The organism is Ferrovibrio terrae, assembly GCF_007197755.1.
In the GTDB taxonomy this organism is placed as follows: Bacteria; Pseudomonadota; Alphaproteobacteria; order Ferrovibrionales; family Ferrovibrionaceae; genus Ferrovibrio; species Ferrovibrio terrae.
Map to the genome: position 1 here is coordinate 1878843 of NZ_CP041636.1, position 17716 is coordinate 1896558.

Below are 17716 nucleotides of genomic sequence, written 5' to 3' on the forward strand. Positions count from 1 at the left end.
TGTCATGACCGCCGACCAGACGCCCCATCACGTTCCGCAGGATATCTCCGACCGCATCGCGCGCGGGCTGGTGAAGGTCATGCGCTTTTTCGCCGATGCCTTCTTTGCCAGACGCTACGGCCATCGCGCCGTGGTGCTGGAAACCGTGGCGGGCGTGCCGGGCATGGTGGGCGGCATGCTGGTGCATCTGAAAAGCCTGCGCCGCATGGCCGATGATCGCGGCTGGATTCACACCCTGCTGGAAGAAGCCGAAAACGAGCGCATGCATCTGATGGTGTTTGCCGACATTGCCAAACCCAATGCCGTTGAGCGTTTGCTGGTGCTGCTGGTGCAGGGCGCATTCTTCAACGCCTATTTCGTGCTCTATCTCGTGGCGCCGAAAACGGCGCATCGCGTGGTTGGCTATCTGGAGGAAGAGGCGGTGGCCAGCTACACCCAGTATCTGGCCGAGATCGACAGCGGCCGGCAGGACAACATCCCGGCGCCGCGCATCGCCATCGACTACTGGAAGCTGGCCGGGGATGCGCGGCTCCGCGAGGTCGTGCTGGCGACGCGGGCCGACGAGGCCAAGCATCGCGACGTCAATCACCGCTTCGCCGATGTGCTGGCGGGCGAACGCCCGGGGGCGAAGCCGGCCGAGAAAGGCGGGCCGGCGGACTAGACCGAATACAAAGTATTCATTGGCCGGTGGGCTTGAAGCCCGAGGAATCGTCTGTCCCCGATTACCCCGCCCCCGATGACGCCCTGCAGCCCTTGAATTGCCGGAAATGTTCCTTATATGTACTTATACGCGGCGATAAGCCCCGCGAAGCTGCACGAACCGCCACGAACCCGTACGAACCGCTGCGAACGCCAGCGAACCGCCACGAACACCAGCGAAGCGCCGCGAACCTGAACGAAGCAAAACGAAGCCATTCCGGTCCCGGCCCCTTGTTCGGGGCGGGGCGGGCGGTTTACCAAGTCGGCATGACAAATTCTGTCGTCATCGCCGTCGATGGCCCCGTGGCGGCCGGCAAGGGCACGCTGGCCCGTCGGCTGGCCGACAAATACGGCTACGCCTATCTCGATACCGGCTCGCTGTACCGCGCTGTGGGCGCCAAGGTGCTGCGCGCCGGCGGCGATCCCGCCGATGCCGGTTTTGCCACCAGGATGGCGGAATCGCTGGAAGATTCCGACCTGACGTCGAAAGACCTGCGCAGCGAGGCGGTCGGCCTGGCGGCCTCCAAGGTCGCGGTCGTCCCCGGCGTGCGCGCGGCTTTGCTGGACTACCAGCAGCGTTTCGCCAGCCAGCCGCCGGGCGGCAAGCCGGGCGCGGTGCTGGATGGCCGCGATATCGGGACTGTTGTCTGCCCGCAGGCCCAGGTGAAGCTGTTTGTCACCGCCCGGGATGAAGTGCGGGCCGGCCGTCGGCATAAGGAGTTGATGGATAAGGGAGAAAACGTGACCTTCGAGCGCGTGCTGGACGATCTGCGCCGCCGCGACGAACAGGACCGCGCCCGGAGCGCCGCGCCGCTCAGGCCGGCGGACGATGCGCACTTGCTGGATACCTCGGATTTGGCTATAGAAGCCGCCGTTGCTGCGGCTGTGGACATCATAGCCCGGAAGCTGAAGCCCTGACGCCGGCTCCAGTCCCATAAACCAACCCACCGGTCGTTTGCGTCGCGCCGGATGCCTGCACTGCCCCGCGGACTTCACATGGTCCGGCAGGCCACCAACCCCCGGGGCTCTCTAGGAGAAAATATGGCCAAGCGTCCTGCCGTTAAGGCTGCCGTGGAAGAATATTCCGCGGACAATGAGAATTTTGCCGCCCTGCTCGAAGAGTCCTTCACCTCGTCTTCCGCCATGGAAGGCTCGGTCGTCAAGGGCATCGTTGTGGCGATCGAGAATGACTTCGCCCTCATCGATGTGGGTCTGAAGTGCGAAGGCCGCGTGCCGGTCAAGGAATTTGCCGGTCCGGGCCGCGCTGCCGAAATCAAGGTCGGTGACGTGGTCGAGGTCTTCCTCGACCGTATCGAAAATGCCATGGGCGAAGCGGTCATCAGCCGCGACAAGGCCCGCCGCGAAGAAGCCTGGGAAAAGCTGGAGCAGAGCTTCAACGCCAACCAGCGCGTCGAAGGCGTGATCTTCGGCAAGGTCAAGGGCGGTTTCACCGTCGACCTGTCGGGTGCCGTCGCCTTCCTGCCGGGCAGCCAGGTCGATGTGCGCCCGGTGCGCGACATCGGCCCGCTCATGGGCCAGCCGACCGCCTTCCAGATCCTCAAGATGGATCGTCGCCGCGGCAACATCGTTGTCTCGCGTCGCGCCGTGCTCGAAGAGAGCCGCGCCGAAGCCCGCAGCGAGCTGGTGTCCAACCTCAAGGAAGGCCAGATCCTCGACGGCGTGGTCAAGAACATCACCGATTACGGTGCGTTCGTTGATCTCGGCGGCGTCGACGGCCTGCTGCACGTCACCGACATCGCCTGGCGTCGCGTGAACCATCCGTCGGAGGTTCTCTCGATCGGCCAGACCGTCAAGGTGCAGGTCATCCGCGTGAACCCGGAAACCCAGCGCATCAGCCTCGGCATGAAGCAGCTGGAAGCCGATCCGTGGGAGGGCGTGAAGTCCAAGTATCCGGTCACCGCCCGCTTCATGGGCCGCGTCACCAACATCACCGACTACGGCGCCTTCGTGGAGCTGGAGCCGGGTGTGGAAGGTCTCGTGCACGTGTCCGAGATGAGCTGGACCAAGAAGAACGTCCATCCGGGCAAGATCGTTTCGACCTCGCAGGAAGTCGAAGTGATGGTGCTGGAAGTCGATCCGGCCAAGCGCCGTATCAGCCTCGGCCTGAAGCAGTGCATGTCGAATCCGTGGGATGCCTTCGCCGAGAAGCATCCGGTCGGCTCGAACATCGAAGGCGAGATCAAGAACATCACCGAATTCGGTCTGTTCATCGGTCTCGATGGCGGCGTCGACGGCATGGTCCATCTGTCGGATCTCGACTGGAACAAGCCGGGCGAGCAGGCCATTGCCGAATACCAGAAGGGCCAGGTGGTGCAGGCTCAGGTTCTCGACATCGACGTCGAGAAGGAGCGCATCTCGCTGGGCATCAAGCAGCTGGGCAACGATCCGTTCCAGTCGCTCGGTGACCTGAAGAAGGGCAGCGTCGTCACCTGCACGGTGACCGCGGTCGATCCGAAGGGCATCACCATCGCCGTCGGCGATGGCGTGCACGGCTATATCCGCCGTACCGAGCTGAGCCGCGATCGCGACGAACAGCGTCCGGACCGTTTCTCGGTCGGCGACAAGCTGGACGCCAAGATCGTCACCATCGACGGCAAGGCGCGCAAGCTGACCCTGTCGGTGAAGGCGCTGGAAATGGAAGAAGATCGCAAGGCGATGGAACAGTTCGGTTCCACCGACTCGGGCGCGTCGCTCGGCGACATCCTGGGCGCTGCCATGCGCAAGAAGAAGGACGACGAAGTCAGCGAATAAGCTGCTGCGTCAGTCGATCGCAAGACAGACCCCGGCGGAGCGATCCGCCGGGGTCTTTTTCTTGTTTTTATTGCCTTGAATCCAAGGCTGTGTCCGAATGCATGGATTGGTGTGCAGGGGCGGTTGGTGCGGTTTTTCCTTCTTGCGGGTCTGTTGATGCTTCCGGCGCCGGCCCATGCAGCCGAGCCGCTGCTGTGCCCGCAGAAGATCGCCTTCATCGGCAATGACGCGGCGTTGCGGCGTCAGGCCGACGACATGAAGGCGCTGTATGCGCGCATCGGCTGTCCCGATGTCGCCTTTGTCGGCCTGCCGGGCCGGCGCGGCGTCGTCGCCTTCAACACCGGCGAGGTGCAGGGTGAGCTGATGCGGTTGCAGGGCGTCGAGCCGGAATACACCCGGCCCTTCCTGCGCGTGGCGCGCCCGATCGTGAAAATGACGGGGCGGCTCTGGGCGCGCAGCGAGGCGCAGGCCGCTTCCGGCCCGCTCGGCTTCATCCTCGGCGTGGTCTGGCAGGAGCGGCAGGTCCAGCAGAGCCTGGGCCGGAGCACTGGCTATCCCAGCCAGGTCGAGATGCTGCAGGCCTTCAGCGCCGGCCTGATCGACCGCTTCCTGGCCGAGGATGCGGTGGTGGTGGCGGCAATGCACGAGGGCCGTCTGGCCGCCCGGCCGGCCCATGCCGGGCAACCGCTGGTTTCGGCCGGCCTGCATCATTACCTCGGCATTGAATTCGCCGCCGTCGCAGCCGCCGTCACAGCCGAACTGGAACGGCTCGGCCAGGATGACAGCGGCACGGAGACGCAATGACAATCCCTGTCGTGGCGGCCATGCTATGCTAGATCGTGCCATGCTAGACTGCCAGCAAGGCAGCCGGGGGGTAGGAATGATTCGGGTTTTCAAGTCCATGATGCTGCTGGCGGCGATTGTGTTCGCAGCGGGCGCCGCACAGGCCCAGGTGCAGGGCAACCAGGCTGCGGTCGTCGAGGATCTGTCGGGCACGGTATCCGGCGTCGAGGTGTTCGATTTCCTCAGTCCCGGCAAGACCGTCACGCTGCCGGCCGGCGCCAAGCTGGTGCTCGGCTACATGAATTCCTGCACGCGCGAGACCATTACCGGTGCCGGCACGGTCACCATCGGCGAGACCGGCTCGAAGGTGTCAGGCGCCAGACTGCAGACCGAACAGCTGAAATGCGCCGCCGCCAACCAGCTGGCGCAGGGCCAGGCCGGCAAGAGCGCTGCCATGGTGTTCCGTGGCCAGCCGGGCAGCGGCCGCAAGCGCGCGGAGGTTCCGCAGCCCAGCGCCGTGCTGATGTATACCGCACCGGCCTTCCAGGTCCTGAAGCCTGGCCAGCTCACCATCGAGCGGCTCGATGTCGCCGAGACGGTGCAGGTCTTCCAGGTCACCGGCAAGCTGTTCGATTACGGCAAGACCGGCAAGAAGCTCGATGCCGGCGGCTATTACCGTGTCGAGCTGAACGGCAAGTCGACGGTGTTCCACATTTCGCTGGATGCCGGCGAAGGCGCCGGACCGTTGCTGCTGCGTCTGGTCCGCTTCTAGGGTAAGACTATGACGCCGGCGAAACTGCGCGATCTCGCGGTCGTCGGCGCCTTTGCGCTTGTTGCTGCGATTGGCTTTACAAGCGGCCCGGCCGCCGAATGGCTGCGCGGCGCCTCGCTCGACCTGCTGGTGCCGCTGCGCCATGCGGTGTTCGCGCAAACAGCATCGGCCGGCCGTGTCGCCGTGGTGGCGATCGACGAGGAAACCTATCGCCGCCCGCCGTTTGCCGAGATGCCGCAGGCCGGCTGGTCGCCGCTGCTCGCCCCGGTGCTGAACGCGGTGGCGGCCGAGGCGGCGGTGGTTGGTTTCGACGTGGTCTATTCCACCTCGCTGGACAATCTGCAGCGCGGCTACGAGCGCGACTTCCTGATCGCGCTGCGCAACACCGCCCGCGCCGGCAAGCTGGTGCTGGGCAAGGTGCAGCATTCGGCGCACCCGATCCTGCCGCATGGGTCGCAACAGGTCGCCGTCGGCGGCGCCGCGAATATCCGGCCGCTCAATGCCTTTGAGGATTCCGATGGCGTGATCCGCCGTCTGCCGCTGTCTTTCGCGACGGCCGATGGAAGGGAAGCCGGTCTGGCAGCGGAACTCGCGCTGCGCGCAGGTGCATCCGCCATGCCGCCGGTGGATGCCGCTGGCAACCTGCTGCTCGATTTCAATACGGCGCCCGGCGCGGTGCCGACCTATTCCCTTGCGGATCTGCATGCCTGCGCCGCCGCAGGCCGCAGCGATTATTTCCGCGATCATTTCGCCGGCCGCGTCGTGATCCTCGCCACCGTGCTCGATGTCGAAGACCGGCGCCTGACGTCGCGGCGCTTCGTGCCGATGACCGATGGCGTGGCCGCTCCGCCGCGCTGTGTCCATCCGGCGATGCAACTGGCCGCTGCGCCGCGCGACAGCATTGCCGGCGTCTACATCCATGCCACGGCAGTGAACAACATCCTCGATGGCCGGCCGCTGCGCGACTGGCCGGCCGCGACCACCGCAACCGTTGCCGTTGCGCTGGCGCTGCTGACGGCGGCGGCGGCGTTTCTGCTGCAGTTGCGGGTCGGCCTGGCCGGCATCGCTGTCGTGCTTGTTCTCCTGCCCTTTGCGACCGTCCTGCTGCTGCAGGGCGGCAGCGTGATGCCCTGGCTCAGTCTGGCCGCGGCGATGGCAGTCACGGCCGCTGTCACCGTGGCCTACCGCTTCGCGGTGTCCGATCGCGACCGTCGGCTGATCGCAAGGCTCTTCTCGCTGTATCTGCCGCCGGTGGTGGTCGAGCGCATGGTGGCTGGTGGCCGCATGCCGGCACTGGGCGGCGAAGAGCGCGAGGTGACGGTGCTGTTCAGCGACATCGCCGGTTTCACGGCGATCTCGGAAGCCTGCGATCCCGCCACGCTGGTGCAGGGGCTGAATATCTATTTCAGCACCATGACCGATATCATCGAGGCGCATGGCGGGTTCGTCGACAAGTATATCGGCGATGCCATCGTCGCCGTTTTCGGCGCGCCGCTGGACGCGCCGCGCCATGCCGAGCAGGCGATGCGCGCGGCGATGCAGATGCGCGATGTGCTGCGTACCGAGCCGGAGCGTTTCTCGCTGGCTGGCCTGCCGCTCAAGACCCGGATCGGGCTCAATACCGGCCGCGTGCTGATCGGCAATATAGGTTCGCCGCGCCGCTTCAATTACACGGCGATGGGCGATGCGGTGAACCTGGCTGCGCGGCTGGAAGGCGCCAACAAAGCCTATGGCACATCGATCCTGGTCAGCGAGGACACGATGAAGGCGGCTGGTGAGGCGGTCGTCGCACGCCGCGTCGATATCGTACGCGTGGTCGGCCGGGCGCAGCCGGTGCGGCTGTATGAACCACTGGCGCCCCGCGAGGCAGCCAGCGCGGAAGACCTGCGCCTTGCCGCCGTGCCGGAAGATCCGGCGCAGGCCATCCGCGATCTGAAAGAAAAGTGAAGGCCTAGCCGCCGTCGCCCATCAGCGTGTAGGGCGCCCAGAAGATAGGGTGGCCGTAGCTGAACAGTGTCTTGCCGTCTTCCTGATAGCCCGGACCATCCAGCAGCGCGACCATGGCCTGGCGCAGGGCTTCGGCGCGACCCAGTTTTGCATCGGCGGCCTGGCGGCGGAACAGGTCGGTGACCAGATCGCGTGCCGAGGCCGAATGCACCGACCAGTTGGTCAGCAGCAGGGCGCGGGTGCCGGCATAGAAGAAGGCGCGGCCCAGGCCCGAGGCGGCTTCGGCGCCCGCACCCGCACCGGTGCCGGTGTTGCAGGCCGACAGCACCACCCAGTCGGCATCCAGCTTCAGGCCAAGGATTTCATCCATGGTCAGCAGGCCGTCGCCATCGACATCGGCGACCAGCGGCGCGGAGAGCGCCAGCGCCGGTTGGGTCAGGCCGTTCAGTTCGCCGGGGATCAGGCCATGCGTGGCGAAAGCCACCACCCTGTAGCCATCCAGCTTGGCCTGCTTGACGGTCTTTTCGTTGGCGGCCTTGCCAAGATACAGCGATTTCGAAAGATCAGCCTGCATGGCGCCGGCGACCGAGCGCAGTTCGTCGGCGGTGTCGGGCAGGCGTGGCAGCATGCCGAGCTCAGCGCTGTTGACGCCCTCGGTCGCCGGCGCGTTGCGGCGCTTCAGCTTGGCGCCACGCACCGCGACCGGATCGCTCGATGCGATGTGCAGGGGGGCTTCACTGGCGGCTTCGGCGGCCTGTTCGGCATTGAAGAAGGGATCGCCGAAGCCGATCAGCGGCGCGCGGCTGGCGCTACCGGCCGGCAGGCCGCGGAGCGTCTTGAGCGCCGCTGACGAAGGCAGCTGCGTCACGGCATGCGTGCGTGCGAGCCATGGCACGGTCTTGTAGCCATCGAATAGCGGCGCGGCTTTCATATCGACCGTCGCGGGTGCCGTGGGCAGCAGCGCCAACGGCAGCAGGCCGAGTGCGCCGTTGCTGACCACGAACAGGCTTTTTGCCGGCTTCCAGCCGGCTTCCACCGGCTGCAGCAGCGTGCGGTACAGTTCATGCGCCAGGGCAAGATCGAAGGCAGGGATATCGCCCAGCGTTTCGGCCTGCGGTTCCAGCGCGCGGCGCAGGCGGTTGACCTTCTGCTCGATGGCAGCTGCGCCGACCGGGCTGGCAGCAAAGCTGACCGGACCGTCTTTCGGCACCACCCAGGTGAAACTGTTGTCCTGCGCCAGATAGAAAGAGACCAGCGCCTCACCCGGGCGCAGCGTTGCGCGCATGTCCTCGATGGAAGGCGGCCGTGGGTCGATCAGGCTGGCATATTCGGGGAACTGCTTCTCGATCTGCTGCCGCGTTTTGGCGCGGGAATCGCGCAGCTTGTCGACCTCCGTGCGCAAGCTGAGGATCGCTTTGTCGTCGCGCTGTCCCGGTGGCAGGGCCAACAGGTTGCTGAGCAGGCCGAACTGGGCCGCGATCTGTTTCAGGACATCCTGTTCTTCGCGGATCAGGTTGGCCAGCGCCGGATCGCGCACTGCAGCACGTGCTGCCGAGGCCGACAGCGCGCGCTGCACGCTGCGGCCGCGCGCCGCATCAGCCAGTCGGAAACTTTCGGTACCGGCATCCAGTCCGGCGGCGAGCGGCGAGCCCTGCACCCTGGCCAGCAGCACGATGTAGCTCTCGACGATGGTCTGGATATAGAAATCGCGCGCCGCCGATGTGGCCTCTTCGGTATCGGCCTGGCGCGAACTGCTCAGGATCACCGGCAGGGCAGCGCGGAAGGCGGCGACGGCCTCGGCATCGTTGCCGGCGGCGGCCAGCGCCACGCCGTGCAGGCCGCGGGTCAGCGCGGCGTCGAAATGGCGCTCGCCGAGGCGAGCCGTCACAGCTTCCAGGATGCGGCCGCCGACCTCGACGGCGCGCGGTCCCTGGCCGGTGCGGGCCAGTGCCAGGATGCGACCATTGCTGATGCGGTTGCCGGCGCGGGCGAGTTCCTGCTGGCTGCCTCCGGCGGTGGTGCTTTCTTCATAGAGTGCGGCCGCGTCCTGCCAACGGCGCTGCAGGATCAGGATATTGGCCAGCGCGCGCTTCTGCTGCATGACCTGCGGAGCTGTCTCGTCAACACCGATGCCGCGCGAAATCTCGACGGCAGTGCGTGACAGCGCCTCGGCATCGGTGTAGCGACCCTGTTCGACCATCACGGTGGACAGGCTGGCGACGGTCTGTGCGGTCGGACCGAAATACTTGCCACCGCGGCGCAGGATGCTGAGTAACGCCTGCCGTACATCCACCTCGGCTTCGACGATGCGGCCTTGCGCCAGCTTGGTTTCGCCCAGCTTGGCCAGGACAATGTCGTTGCCGTTCTCCATGCCGCCGGCTGGCGGTTTGTCGGCCCAGTGTTTCGACTTTTCGATCGCATCGCGGACATTGGCGATGCTGCTGGCTAAATGCTTCTCGGCCTCGGCATAGCGCCCGCGCGTCTGGGCAATCTGCGCCTTGCCCAGATCGATGCTGCCCTGCCAGCTGGTGAAGAACATGAAGGCGCCCGCAGCGCTACGCGGGTTGGTGGCCAGTTCGGTGTAAGTCGTCTGGGCGTAGCCGACATACTTCTCGGCGACATCCAGCTTGCCCATTTCCAGCGCCATCATCGCGGCATTCTGATAGGCATTGATCGCACGGCCGCGCTGGGCCGGTGCCTTGTCCATCGCCTCGCCGTATTTGGCAAGGATGTTGAATGCTTCCTGCACCTGCCCGGTCTGGCGGGTCATGCTGGCAAGCAGCTGTGCGATGCGGAAGCTGTCGGCGCCGACCTGCTCGGCCAGCTGCAGTGCCAGTGTCGCATCCTTGAGCGCAGCTTCGGGCCGGCCGATCAGTGCGGCGGCTTGGGCGCGTTCATAGAGGAAGCGGCTGCGCTGGCGCGCATCCAGACCGGCCGGCTCGGCGGCTTCCGCCTCGGCGATTTGCTTGGCGCGTTTGGCCGGATCGGGCTTTTCCTGGTCGAGGATCGCCAGGATGTCGGCGATGCTGCGTGGCGGTGCCGCCAGTGCCGCGGGAGCGGTCTGCGCTGTCGCCTGCTGCACTGGCAGGGCGGCACACAGCAAAGCGATTGATAAACCAGCAGCGACAACCCGCATAGCCATTCCCCCTAATCCCCTAGGGCGAGCAGCATAGCCCCACTTGGGGTGGCGTCAACGCAGCTTATACGAGCGGGAAGGGCGGAAGGGCCGTTTAGGCGCGGGCGCCGGCCAGCGGATCGAAATACAGCGCCACTTTCTTCGCCGTCTGGGCATCGAGGCAGCGGTATTTCATCGCCACGAGGCCGTCATCGCTGTAGCGCACGACATCACCTTCCGCATCGAAGGTGATCTGCAGTTTCGGGTTCTTGATCTTCACGGTCAGCTTGAGCAGCTCGCCTTCCAGGAAGGTGCCGGTGATCGGGCCGAACAGCAGACCGATCGCGCTCCAGTTCTTCAGCGGGATGCGGTTGCCTTCCAGCACGACATGGTCTTCCGGGCCGCACTGGGTGCGGGTCGCCTTGCGCTGGTCCTGGCCGATGCGCTGGATCAGCGGGTCGAGAATGCCGATGAACTGTTCGCGGCGATGGTCCGACAGCCCCGCGCTGATCAGCTTCTTGCGCAGCTCCTGCGCGATCTCGGTCTTTTCCTCGTTGGAATAGGCCGGATCGACGAATTCCTTTTCCAGATCGCGATGCTCAAACAGATAGGCGATGTATTTCAGCAGAATCTCTTTCGGCCCTTCACCGATGCTTTCCTCGAACAGCTTGAGGCCCTGCATCAGTTTTGGCGCGGAGAAATGTCCCGGGATCAGACGGCTCAGCTTTTCCGCCGTCACCAGGCGTACCATGCGTTTCTCGAACAGGTCGGCGGCGCCGAGCTCGATGGCGAATTCACGGTCCTTGGTCAGCAGCGCATAGACTTCGCGCGTGGCGGGGAATTCCTCGGCCGGCTCTTCCGACAGCAGCGGCACGGATGACAGCAGCAGGCGGCGCACCAGCAGGATCACGGACTCCCGCACCGCCGGCATCGGATGCTTGGCGGCAATCGTGTGCAGCCGGGTGGCGAAATCGGTGGCATAGGCATCGTCGTCGGCGGCGTAACGGCCGTCCAGCAGGGCCATCAGCTGGATGATGCGCAGGCGCGCATCGCGGAACTTGCCGAGCAGTTCCGGCACGGCGGTTTTGGCCTGCAGGATTTCCGACAGCGCTTCGTCCAGCACGGCGACGGCGGCGGGCTCGATGGCGGCATCGAACAGCGCCAGTACCCGGCCGGCCTTCTCGCTCCACGACTTCGACATATTGAGGTGATGCGCCAGTGCGCAATAGGCGATGCGCGTGCCATACAGCGGATCGGACCCGTTGAGCTGGGTCAGCAGCCGGTGCGTCAGCGGCGTGGAGGGCAGGCGTTTCTCGAAGGCTTCGACCTGCGTGATCGCCGCCGTCGTGATGGCGTAAAGCTTCTTCACCTTGTCGCGCATCGGCGTGTTGGTGGCCTGCGCCTGCGCCACCGCAGCCTTCTGCACCAGGGCGGCGCAGAGGTTCTCGGCGCCGTTGAGCAGCCTGGCATGGCCGCTGTGATGCAGCAGTTCGATGGGGGTGAGGATATTCTCGTCGAGGTAGTCCCGGCAGACCCGGCCGATCATCGACAGCGCGCGACGTTCCGACAGCGAATGCGCGTCCTGGCACAGGACAATACCGCTGCCGACTTCTGTTACGCCCGATGGTGCGCTGCTCACATTCATCTTTGTCACTTCCCCGTCGCGATACTATGGCAGGGGCGTGTGGAAAAGTGAATGAGGTGTTTGATTTCGCTTGGAGATTGTTGCGAATCGGAGGTGCAGTGAAACTCCAGATTGCCCGCACCCAGAGGGGTGATCGGGTGATCTAGAGACTCCGCTTCGGGTGTCGCCCGCCGGGGTTCGCCGGGGCAGTTGCCGCATGGGCGAGCGGCGAGAGCGGACGCTCGGCAAACTTCCCCAGGGTAATGAGGCGGTCGTACATCACGATGGCGCCGGCCACGCCGACATTGACGCAGAAGCTGGTCGGAATCTTGATCACATGATCGCAGCGCGCCAGCAGCGCGGGGCTGAGCGAGCCCATCTCGGGGCCCAGCACATAGGCGGCGCGCAGCGGGTGGCGGAAACTCGGCAGTTCGGTCGCGTCGTCCAGCAGTTCGATGCCGACCAGCTTGCAGCCCTCGGGCAGCGCCAGTTCGGCCGGGGTGTCGTAGAGATACCAGGGCAGACTGTGCGGCGTCTTGCTGGTATCCGAACGCGCCGCCTTCACCGAATAGGTGGCGGCAATGGTGAAGACGAAGCTGCCGCCGAAAGCATGCGCCGTACGGAACAGGTTGCCGGCATTCATCGGCTTGCTCAGGCCTTCAACGCCAATTCCGAAAAAGCCGCGCATGGTCAGTCTCGTTTCTTATCAGTCTGCAGGGTTGCGTGTATAAACGGCCGGATTTCACGGACAGGAGTACAAGCCATGGGTAAGCCCTTCGCCTCCCTGCCTGCGCCCGGCGCGCGGCCCTTTATTGTCGAGGTTCGGCGTGGCGCGCAAGTGGAAAGCCGGCATCCGGTGGTCGCCACCATCGTGGATGGCGATGGCAAGGCGCTGGCATCGTGGGGCGATCCGCAGGCCTGGATCTTCCCGCGCTCCTCCAACAAGGCAATCCAGGCCCTGCCGCTGGTGGAAAGCGGCGCGGCCGACGCCTTTTCCTTAAGCCAGAGCGAACTGTCGATGGCCTGCGCCAGCCATGGCGGCGAAACGCGCCACACCGAAACCGCGGCGGCCTGGCTCGCCCGCATCGGCCGCAAGCCCGAGGACCTGGAATGCGGCGCGCACTGGCCCTACCACGAAGAGACCGCGCGCCAGATCGCGCGCGATGGCAGAGCGCCGACCAGCCTGCACAACAACTGCTCGGGCAAGCATTGCGGCATGGTCTCTGTCGCCACGCATCTGGGCGAGGACGTCCGCGGCTATGTGATGCCGGATCATCCGGTGCAGCGCCGCGTCACCGCCGCCATCGAGGATGTCTGCGGCGTGAAAATCCCGGCTGAGCAGTTCGCCACCGACGGCTGCTCGATGCCGACCATGGCGATCCCGCTGCACAATCTGGCCTGGGGTTTCGCCCGCTTCGTCACCGGCACAGGCCTCGCGCCCGAGCGTACAAAAGCCGCGAAGCGCCTCGCCGCCGCGGTGGCTGCCGAGCCTTTCTTCGTGGCTGGCAGCGGTCGTTTCTGCACGGCCGTGATGCAGGCCGGAAAGGGACGTTTCATCGCCAAGACCGGTGCCGAGGGCATCTACACGGCGGCCTCGGCCGAACTGGGGCTGGGCATTGCGCTCAAGGTGCTGGACGGCACGGCACGCGCGGCACAGACCGCGCTCGGCGGCCTGCTCGAACATCTCAAGCTGCTGGATGAGGATGCCCGCGAACAGATCCGTCCGCTGGTCGAGCAACCGCTGAACAACTGGCGCGGCATTAACGTGGGCAGCATCGGGTTACCAGCGTTCTGATGGTTTCCATCGCCATCGAAAATCCCGATCAGCCGGATATCGTCGCGCTACTGCGGGCCGCCGACGACTGGTATGCCACGCTATATCCGGCCGAGAGCAACCACCTGCTGGATGTCTCGACCCTGCAGCAGCCCGGCATCGCTTTCTTTGTGGCACGCGACGACGGCGAACTGCTGGGGTTTGGTGCCGTGGCTGACCGCGGCGACTATGCCGAGATCAAGCGCATGTATCTGGCACCAGCGGCGCGCGGACGAAAGCTCGGCCGTCGTATCCTGCAGGCACTCGAAAGGCATGCGGCGCAAGGCGGGCAGGATTGCTGCCGTCTTGAAACCGGCATCCATCAGCCCGAGGCCATCGGGCTGTATCGCAGCGCCGGATATCAGGATGTCGGGCCGTTCGGCAGCTATGGCCCGGATCCGCTCAGCCTGTTCATGGAAAAGCGGCTCTAGTCAGTTTTTCAGGGCTGCTGCCAGCGCTGCATCGGCGGCGGCGGCCTGGCGCACATCGCGGCCGGCATGCGGTGCCAGCCAGCGGGCCAGCGCCAGCAGCCAGGCCATGCGCCGGCGCAGGCGACGGATACAGTCCTGTACATCAGGCGTGGCGTTGCCCAGCAGACTGGCCGCCAGCGCCGGCAGGCGTGGATGGGCTGTGTCCCGGTCGTAACGCGTCAGCGAATAGACGAACAGCAGCAGGTCGCGGGCCTGTTTCTCGGCCAGCGTCATGCCCGGCAGATCATGGTCCTCGAAATCCAGCAGGCCCGGTTGATCGCTGCGCCAGCTGAAATTGCGGATCTGCGCGCCGCCATGCCACTGGTTTGCTGCATGCAGTCGGACGAGCAGGATGCCGGCCGCCGCGATCAGCCGCCAACAGTCGTCCGGCGCGCGGTCGCGCAGCGAGTTCAGTCTGCTTTCCAGCGCCTCACCGGCATCGCCCAGCACCAGCCAGTCCGGCGTGCAGGCGATCACCGGGGGCACCGGGAATCCGGCCGCCGTCAGGTCGCGCAGGGCCGCCGCTTCATCCGCCAGGCCACGTGCGCCGCCGCGATTGCGCGCCGGCTGCAGCACCGGCAGGCCGAAGACAAAAGCAATGGTCTTCTGCAGCAGCACCGAAGAGCGCAGGCGCGGTGCCGCGACGGTTTTCACCCACAGCCGCGCGCCATTATAATGCGCGGAGAAAACGCGATCCGGCGCCGTGCGATGCAGGCTGCGGATCAGCGCCTCCAGTTCGGCATCGAGGCCGGCAAGATCTGGACTGGGCAGATTGGTCATATGCGCGGCTTCAACCTGCCATCCCGGCCATACCCGACGGCACCGGTCTGTCGTTGCCGCGCCTGCTGGCGCAGCATGTCCATCATCGCGGCAGCATGCAGCTGCTCGCCGGCGATCAGTTTGGCGTTTTCCTGCAGGGCGGCCTCGCACTCGGCGGCGACTTCCTGCCAGCGCGCGCGGTCCGCGGCATTCGCCTTGGCGCGGTGCAGCTCCAGCGCGGCCAGGCTCTGCTTCAGGCAATCGAAATACTCGCCCTTGCGCGCCGTCAGCGCCTCGAAGCTGCTGCGCTCACCCTTGCGCAGCGCGTCGGTTTCGGCGCGCACCACCGTGGTGAAGACGAGGCCCAGCGCGATCAGCCCGGCGAGATCGGTCGCCGGAGCGGCAGCCGGAAAATCAGGCAAGCCGCTGTTCATATGGGGGGCTCACGGATGGCTCTGTTGTGGCGCCGACGGTTCGGCCTGCAGCAGGGCGGTCAGCGTCTGTTCGATCACCTCGCGGTTGAGGTCGCGGGTGATGAAAACAATGCGGCTCTGCCGGTTGTCATCGGGCCAGGCGGGAATGGTTGCCGGCGGATGGAACAGGTGCTGCACGCCATGGATCACCACCGGGCGGTCGACGCCGGCGACATTCACCAGGCCCTTCACGCGCAGCAGGTTGTCGCCGCGATAGGCCGCCAGCAGGTCGAGCCAGGTGGCGAGCGTGTTCCACTCGAAAGGCTGGTCGAAGGTCAGGCAGAAGGACTGGATCGACGCATCGTGCCGGTTGACGTCGACCTTGCCTTCCGCGGTCTGGAAATGCGCGTGGTCATGGTGTTCATGAGCATGGTCGTGGTGGTCATGACCGTGATCATGATGGTGATCGTCATGATCATGATGATGGTCATGATCGTCGCCATAAGCTTCGGCGCGCAGCCAGTTCTGCACGTTGAAGCTCTTGGTCTTTGGATCGTAAAGCCCGGCATTGAACAGCTGGTTTGGTGCGATGTCGCCACCGATCGCGGTAAAGACCGGTGCGCCAGGATTGAGATGCTGCAGGCGATGGCGCAGATGCTGCACGGATTTTTGCTCGGCCAGGTCCACCTTGGTCAGCACCAGGCGGTCGGCCACCGCGGCCTGCTTCACGGCTTCGGTGTGATGATCCAGCGTGCCGCTGCCGTTCACGGCATCCACCAGCGTCACCACGCTTTCCAGCCGGCAGCGCTCGGCCACCACCGGATCGCTCATCAGCGTGTGCAGCACGGGGGCGGGATCGGCCAGACCGGTGGTCTCGATCACCACGCGCTTGAATGGCTTGATCTCGCCGGCATCGCGCCGGGCAGTCAGGTCTCGGAAGGTGTTCACCAGATCGCCGCGCACGGTACAGCACAGGCAGCCCGAGCTGAGCAGGATGGTGTCCTCTTTGCTGGAGGCGATCAGCGCGTGATCAAGCCCGATCTCGCCAAACTCGTTCACGATCACTGCCGTGTCGCCCATGTCGGGGTGACGCAGCAGGCGATTGAGCAGGGTGCTCTTGCCAGCCCCGAGGAAGCCGGTGATGACGGATACCGGAATGCGGCGGTCGATCTGTTCGGACATCTTGCGCTCCTGTCGAGCAGGATATTTCGGGCGGGACCGGTACGAAGTCCAGTGCGTTCAGGAAATGGCGGCTACAACGTCCAGTATTTCAGGCCGGCCGGCAGCTTGCGGTCACGCCACATGCCCTTCAGGTCGGCCACCAGGCCGCCGGCTTTCACCAGGCGCGCCAGTTCCGTATCGGCGAAATTGCGGTAGGCGGCATGCGGCACGGCGCCCAGCACGGCATCGAAGCCGGCCAGCTGGTCCAGCCGGGGTGCCAGCATCAGGCCATATTCGTGCTGCGCCTCGTTCGGATCGGCCAGCGGGTCGTGGATCGTGACGGCGTGGCCGAGCCGCTTCAGGTGACCGGCGAGGTCGGAGACCTTGGAATTGCGCAGATCGGGCACGTCTTCCTTGAAGGTAAGGCCGAGCAGCAGCACGGCGCCGCCCGGCGCGATGCGCGCCGATACGGCTTCAGCGACATAGGCGCTCATGCCGTCATTGATGGCGCGGCCCGACAGGATGATGCGCGCGTGATGGCCCAGTTCCTCGGCGCGGTGCGCCAGATAATAAGGGTCGACGCCGATACAGTGTCCGCCGACCAGGCCGGGCTGGAATTTCAGGAAATTCCACTTGGTGCCGGCGGCTTCCAGCACGTCGTAGGTCGAGATGCCCAGCTTGCCGAAGATCATCGAGATCTCGTTGATGAAGGCGATGTTGATGTCGCGCTGGGCGTTCTCGATCACCTTGGCGGCTTCGGCAGTCTTGATCGTCGGCGCCAGATGAATGCCGCCCGAGGTGATCTTGCCGTAGAGGTCCGCGAGCGTAGCGGCCACCGCGGGCGTCTGGCCGGCCACCACCTTGGTGATCTTGTCGACGGTGTGGACCTTGTCGCCGGGATTGATGCGCTCAGGCGAATAGCCGAGGAAGAAATCCTTGCCGCAGGTCAGTCCGGAGATCTGTTCCAGCAGCGGGCCGCAGATATCCTCGGTCACACCGGGATAGACGGTGCTTTCGTAGACCACGATCGCACCCGGCGCCGTCTTGATTTTCAGGGCCTGGCCGACGGTGCGCGAGGCCGAGCGCACCGGACCGAGATCGGGGACATTCTTGTCATCCACCGGCGTCGGGACGGTCACGATATAGATGGCATGGCCGGGCAGTTCGGCGGCATCGGCGCTCAGGCGCAGGCTGGAACTGCGCAGGATTTCCGGCTCGATCTCCCGGGTGCGGTCTTCGCCACGGCCAAGCTCTTCCACCCGGCTGCGGTCGATATCGAAGCCCAGAACGGGGAAATGCCGGGCCAGGGCGACGGCCAGCGGCAGGCCGACATAGCCAAGGCCGATGACGGCGATCGAGGGGGAAGGTGCGGAGTCGGGCAAAGGCGG

Annotated in this window: 15 protein-coding genes; 8 read left to right on the forward strand and 7 right to left on the reverse strand. The window is 65.5% G+C overall.

Annotated elements, in window-relative coordinates; translation table 11 throughout:
* Positions 1-4 precede the first annotated feature (4 nt).
* From FNB15_RS09180 to FNB15_RS09205, 6 genes are all read left to right on the forward strand, one after another.
* Positions 5-661, forward strand: coding sequence for an alternative oxidase (locus FNB15_RS09180; RefSeq protein WP_144068407.1), 657 nt, complete (start codon positions 5-7; stop codon positions 659-661).
* 305 nt (positions 662-966) lie between these two features.
* Positions 967-1617: a (d)CMP kinase gene (cmk, locus tag FNB15_RS09185; RefSeq protein ID WP_144068408.1), complete on the forward strand. Its 651-nt coding sequence runs from the start codon at positions 967-969 to the stop codon at positions 1615-1617.
* A 123-nt stretch (positions 1618-1740) separates the two neighbouring features.
* Entirely contained in the window at positions 1741-3471 is a 1731-nt protein-coding gene (gene rpsA / locus FNB15_RS09190) for a 30S ribosomal protein S1 (RefSeq protein ID WP_144068409.1), read from the forward strand.
* A 156-nt stretch (positions 3472-3627) separates the two neighbouring features.
* Positions 3628-4275, forward strand: a complete 648-nt coding sequence (locus FNB15_RS09195) for a hypothetical protein (protein WP_144068410.1) — start codon at positions 3628-3630, stop codon at positions 4273-4275.
* A 76-nt stretch (positions 4276-4351) separates the two neighbouring features.
* Positions 4352-5026 carry a hypothetical protein gene (locus FNB15_RS09200; protein ID WP_144068411.1) on the forward strand — a complete coding sequence of 225 codons (675 nt, stop codon included), beginning with the start codon at positions 4352-4354 and terminating at the stop codon, positions 5024-5026.
* Positions 5027-5035: 9 nt separating this feature from the next.
* Positions 5036-6973, forward strand: coding sequence for an adenylate/guanylate cyclase domain-containing protein (locus tag FNB15_RS09205; protein ID WP_144068412.1), 1938 nt, complete (start codon positions 5036-5038; stop codon positions 6971-6973).
* Positions 6974-6977: 4 nt separating this feature from the next.
* Here the strand turns inward: FNB15_RS09205 and FNB15_RS09210 are convergent, their stop codons facing one another.
* The 3 genes from FNB15_RS09210 to FNB15_RS09220 all read right to left on the reverse strand — a co-directional run bounded on the left by FNB15_RS09210 (position 6978) and on the right by FNB15_RS09220 (position 12400).
* The gene (locus FNB15_RS09210; RefSeq protein ID WP_144068413.1) at positions 6978-10115 is read right to left on the reverse strand and encodes a CHAT domain-containing protein; all 3138 of its coding nucleotides are present in this window, start codon (positions 10113-10115) and stop codon (positions 6978-6980) included.
* Between the two features lie 88 nt (positions 10116-10203).
* Complete coding sequence (locus FNB15_RS09215; RefSeq protein WP_144068414.1) at positions 10204-11733, reverse strand: hypothetical protein; 1530 nt, start codon at positions 11731-11733, stop codon at positions 10204-10206.
* Between the two features lie 142 nt (positions 11734-11875).
* Positions 11876-12400, reverse strand: coding sequence for an RNA methyltransferase (locus FNB15_RS09220; RefSeq protein ID WP_144068415.1), 525 nt, complete (start codon positions 12398-12400; stop codon positions 11876-11878).
* Between the two features lie 75 nt (positions 12401-12475).
* Between FNB15_RS09220 and FNB15_RS09225 the strand changes: the two genes are divergently transcribed.
* Both FNB15_RS09225 and FNB15_RS09230 read left to right on the forward strand, forming a co-directional pair.
* On the forward strand, positions 12476-13507 hold the full coding sequence (locus FNB15_RS09225; protein ID WP_144068416.1) for an asparaginase: 1032 nt from the start codon (positions 12476-12478) through the stop codon (positions 13505-13507).
* Entirely contained in the window at positions 13507-13956 is a 450-nt protein-coding gene (locus FNB15_RS09230; RefSeq protein ID WP_144068417.1) for a GNAT family N-acetyltransferase, read from the forward strand. Before FNB15_RS09225 ends, FNB15_RS09230 begins: the two co-directional genes overlap by 1 nt.
* On the opposite strand, the gene FNB15_RS09235 is transcribed toward FNB15_RS09230, so the two are convergent.
* The 4 genes from FNB15_RS09235 to FNB15_RS09250 form a co-directional block, all read right to left on the reverse strand.
* Positions 13957-14775: a BUD32 family EKC/KEOPS complex subunit gene (locus tag FNB15_RS09235; protein ID WP_144068418.1), complete on the reverse strand. Its 819-nt coding sequence runs from the start codon at positions 14773-14775 to the stop codon at positions 13957-13959. It abuts the gene before it with no gap.
* Entirely contained in the window at positions 14772-15188 is a 417-nt protein-coding gene (locus FNB15_RS09240) for a flagellar protein FlgN (protein ID WP_144068419.1), read from the reverse strand. Before FNB15_RS09240 ends, FNB15_RS09235 begins: the two co-directional genes overlap by 4 nt.
* A gap of 9 nt (positions 15189-15197) precedes the next feature.
* The gene (locus tag FNB15_RS09245; protein WP_144068420.1) at positions 15198-16349 is read right to left on the reverse strand and encodes a CobW family GTP-binding protein; all 1152 of its coding nucleotides are present in this window, start codon (positions 16347-16349) and stop codon (positions 15198-15200) included.
* Between the two features lie 71 nt (positions 16350-16420).
* Entirely contained in the window at positions 16421-17710 is a 1290-nt protein-coding gene (locus FNB15_RS09250) for a nucleotide sugar dehydrogenase (protein ID WP_144068421.1), read from the reverse strand.
* Between the last annotated feature and the right edge of the window lie 6 nt (positions 17711-17716).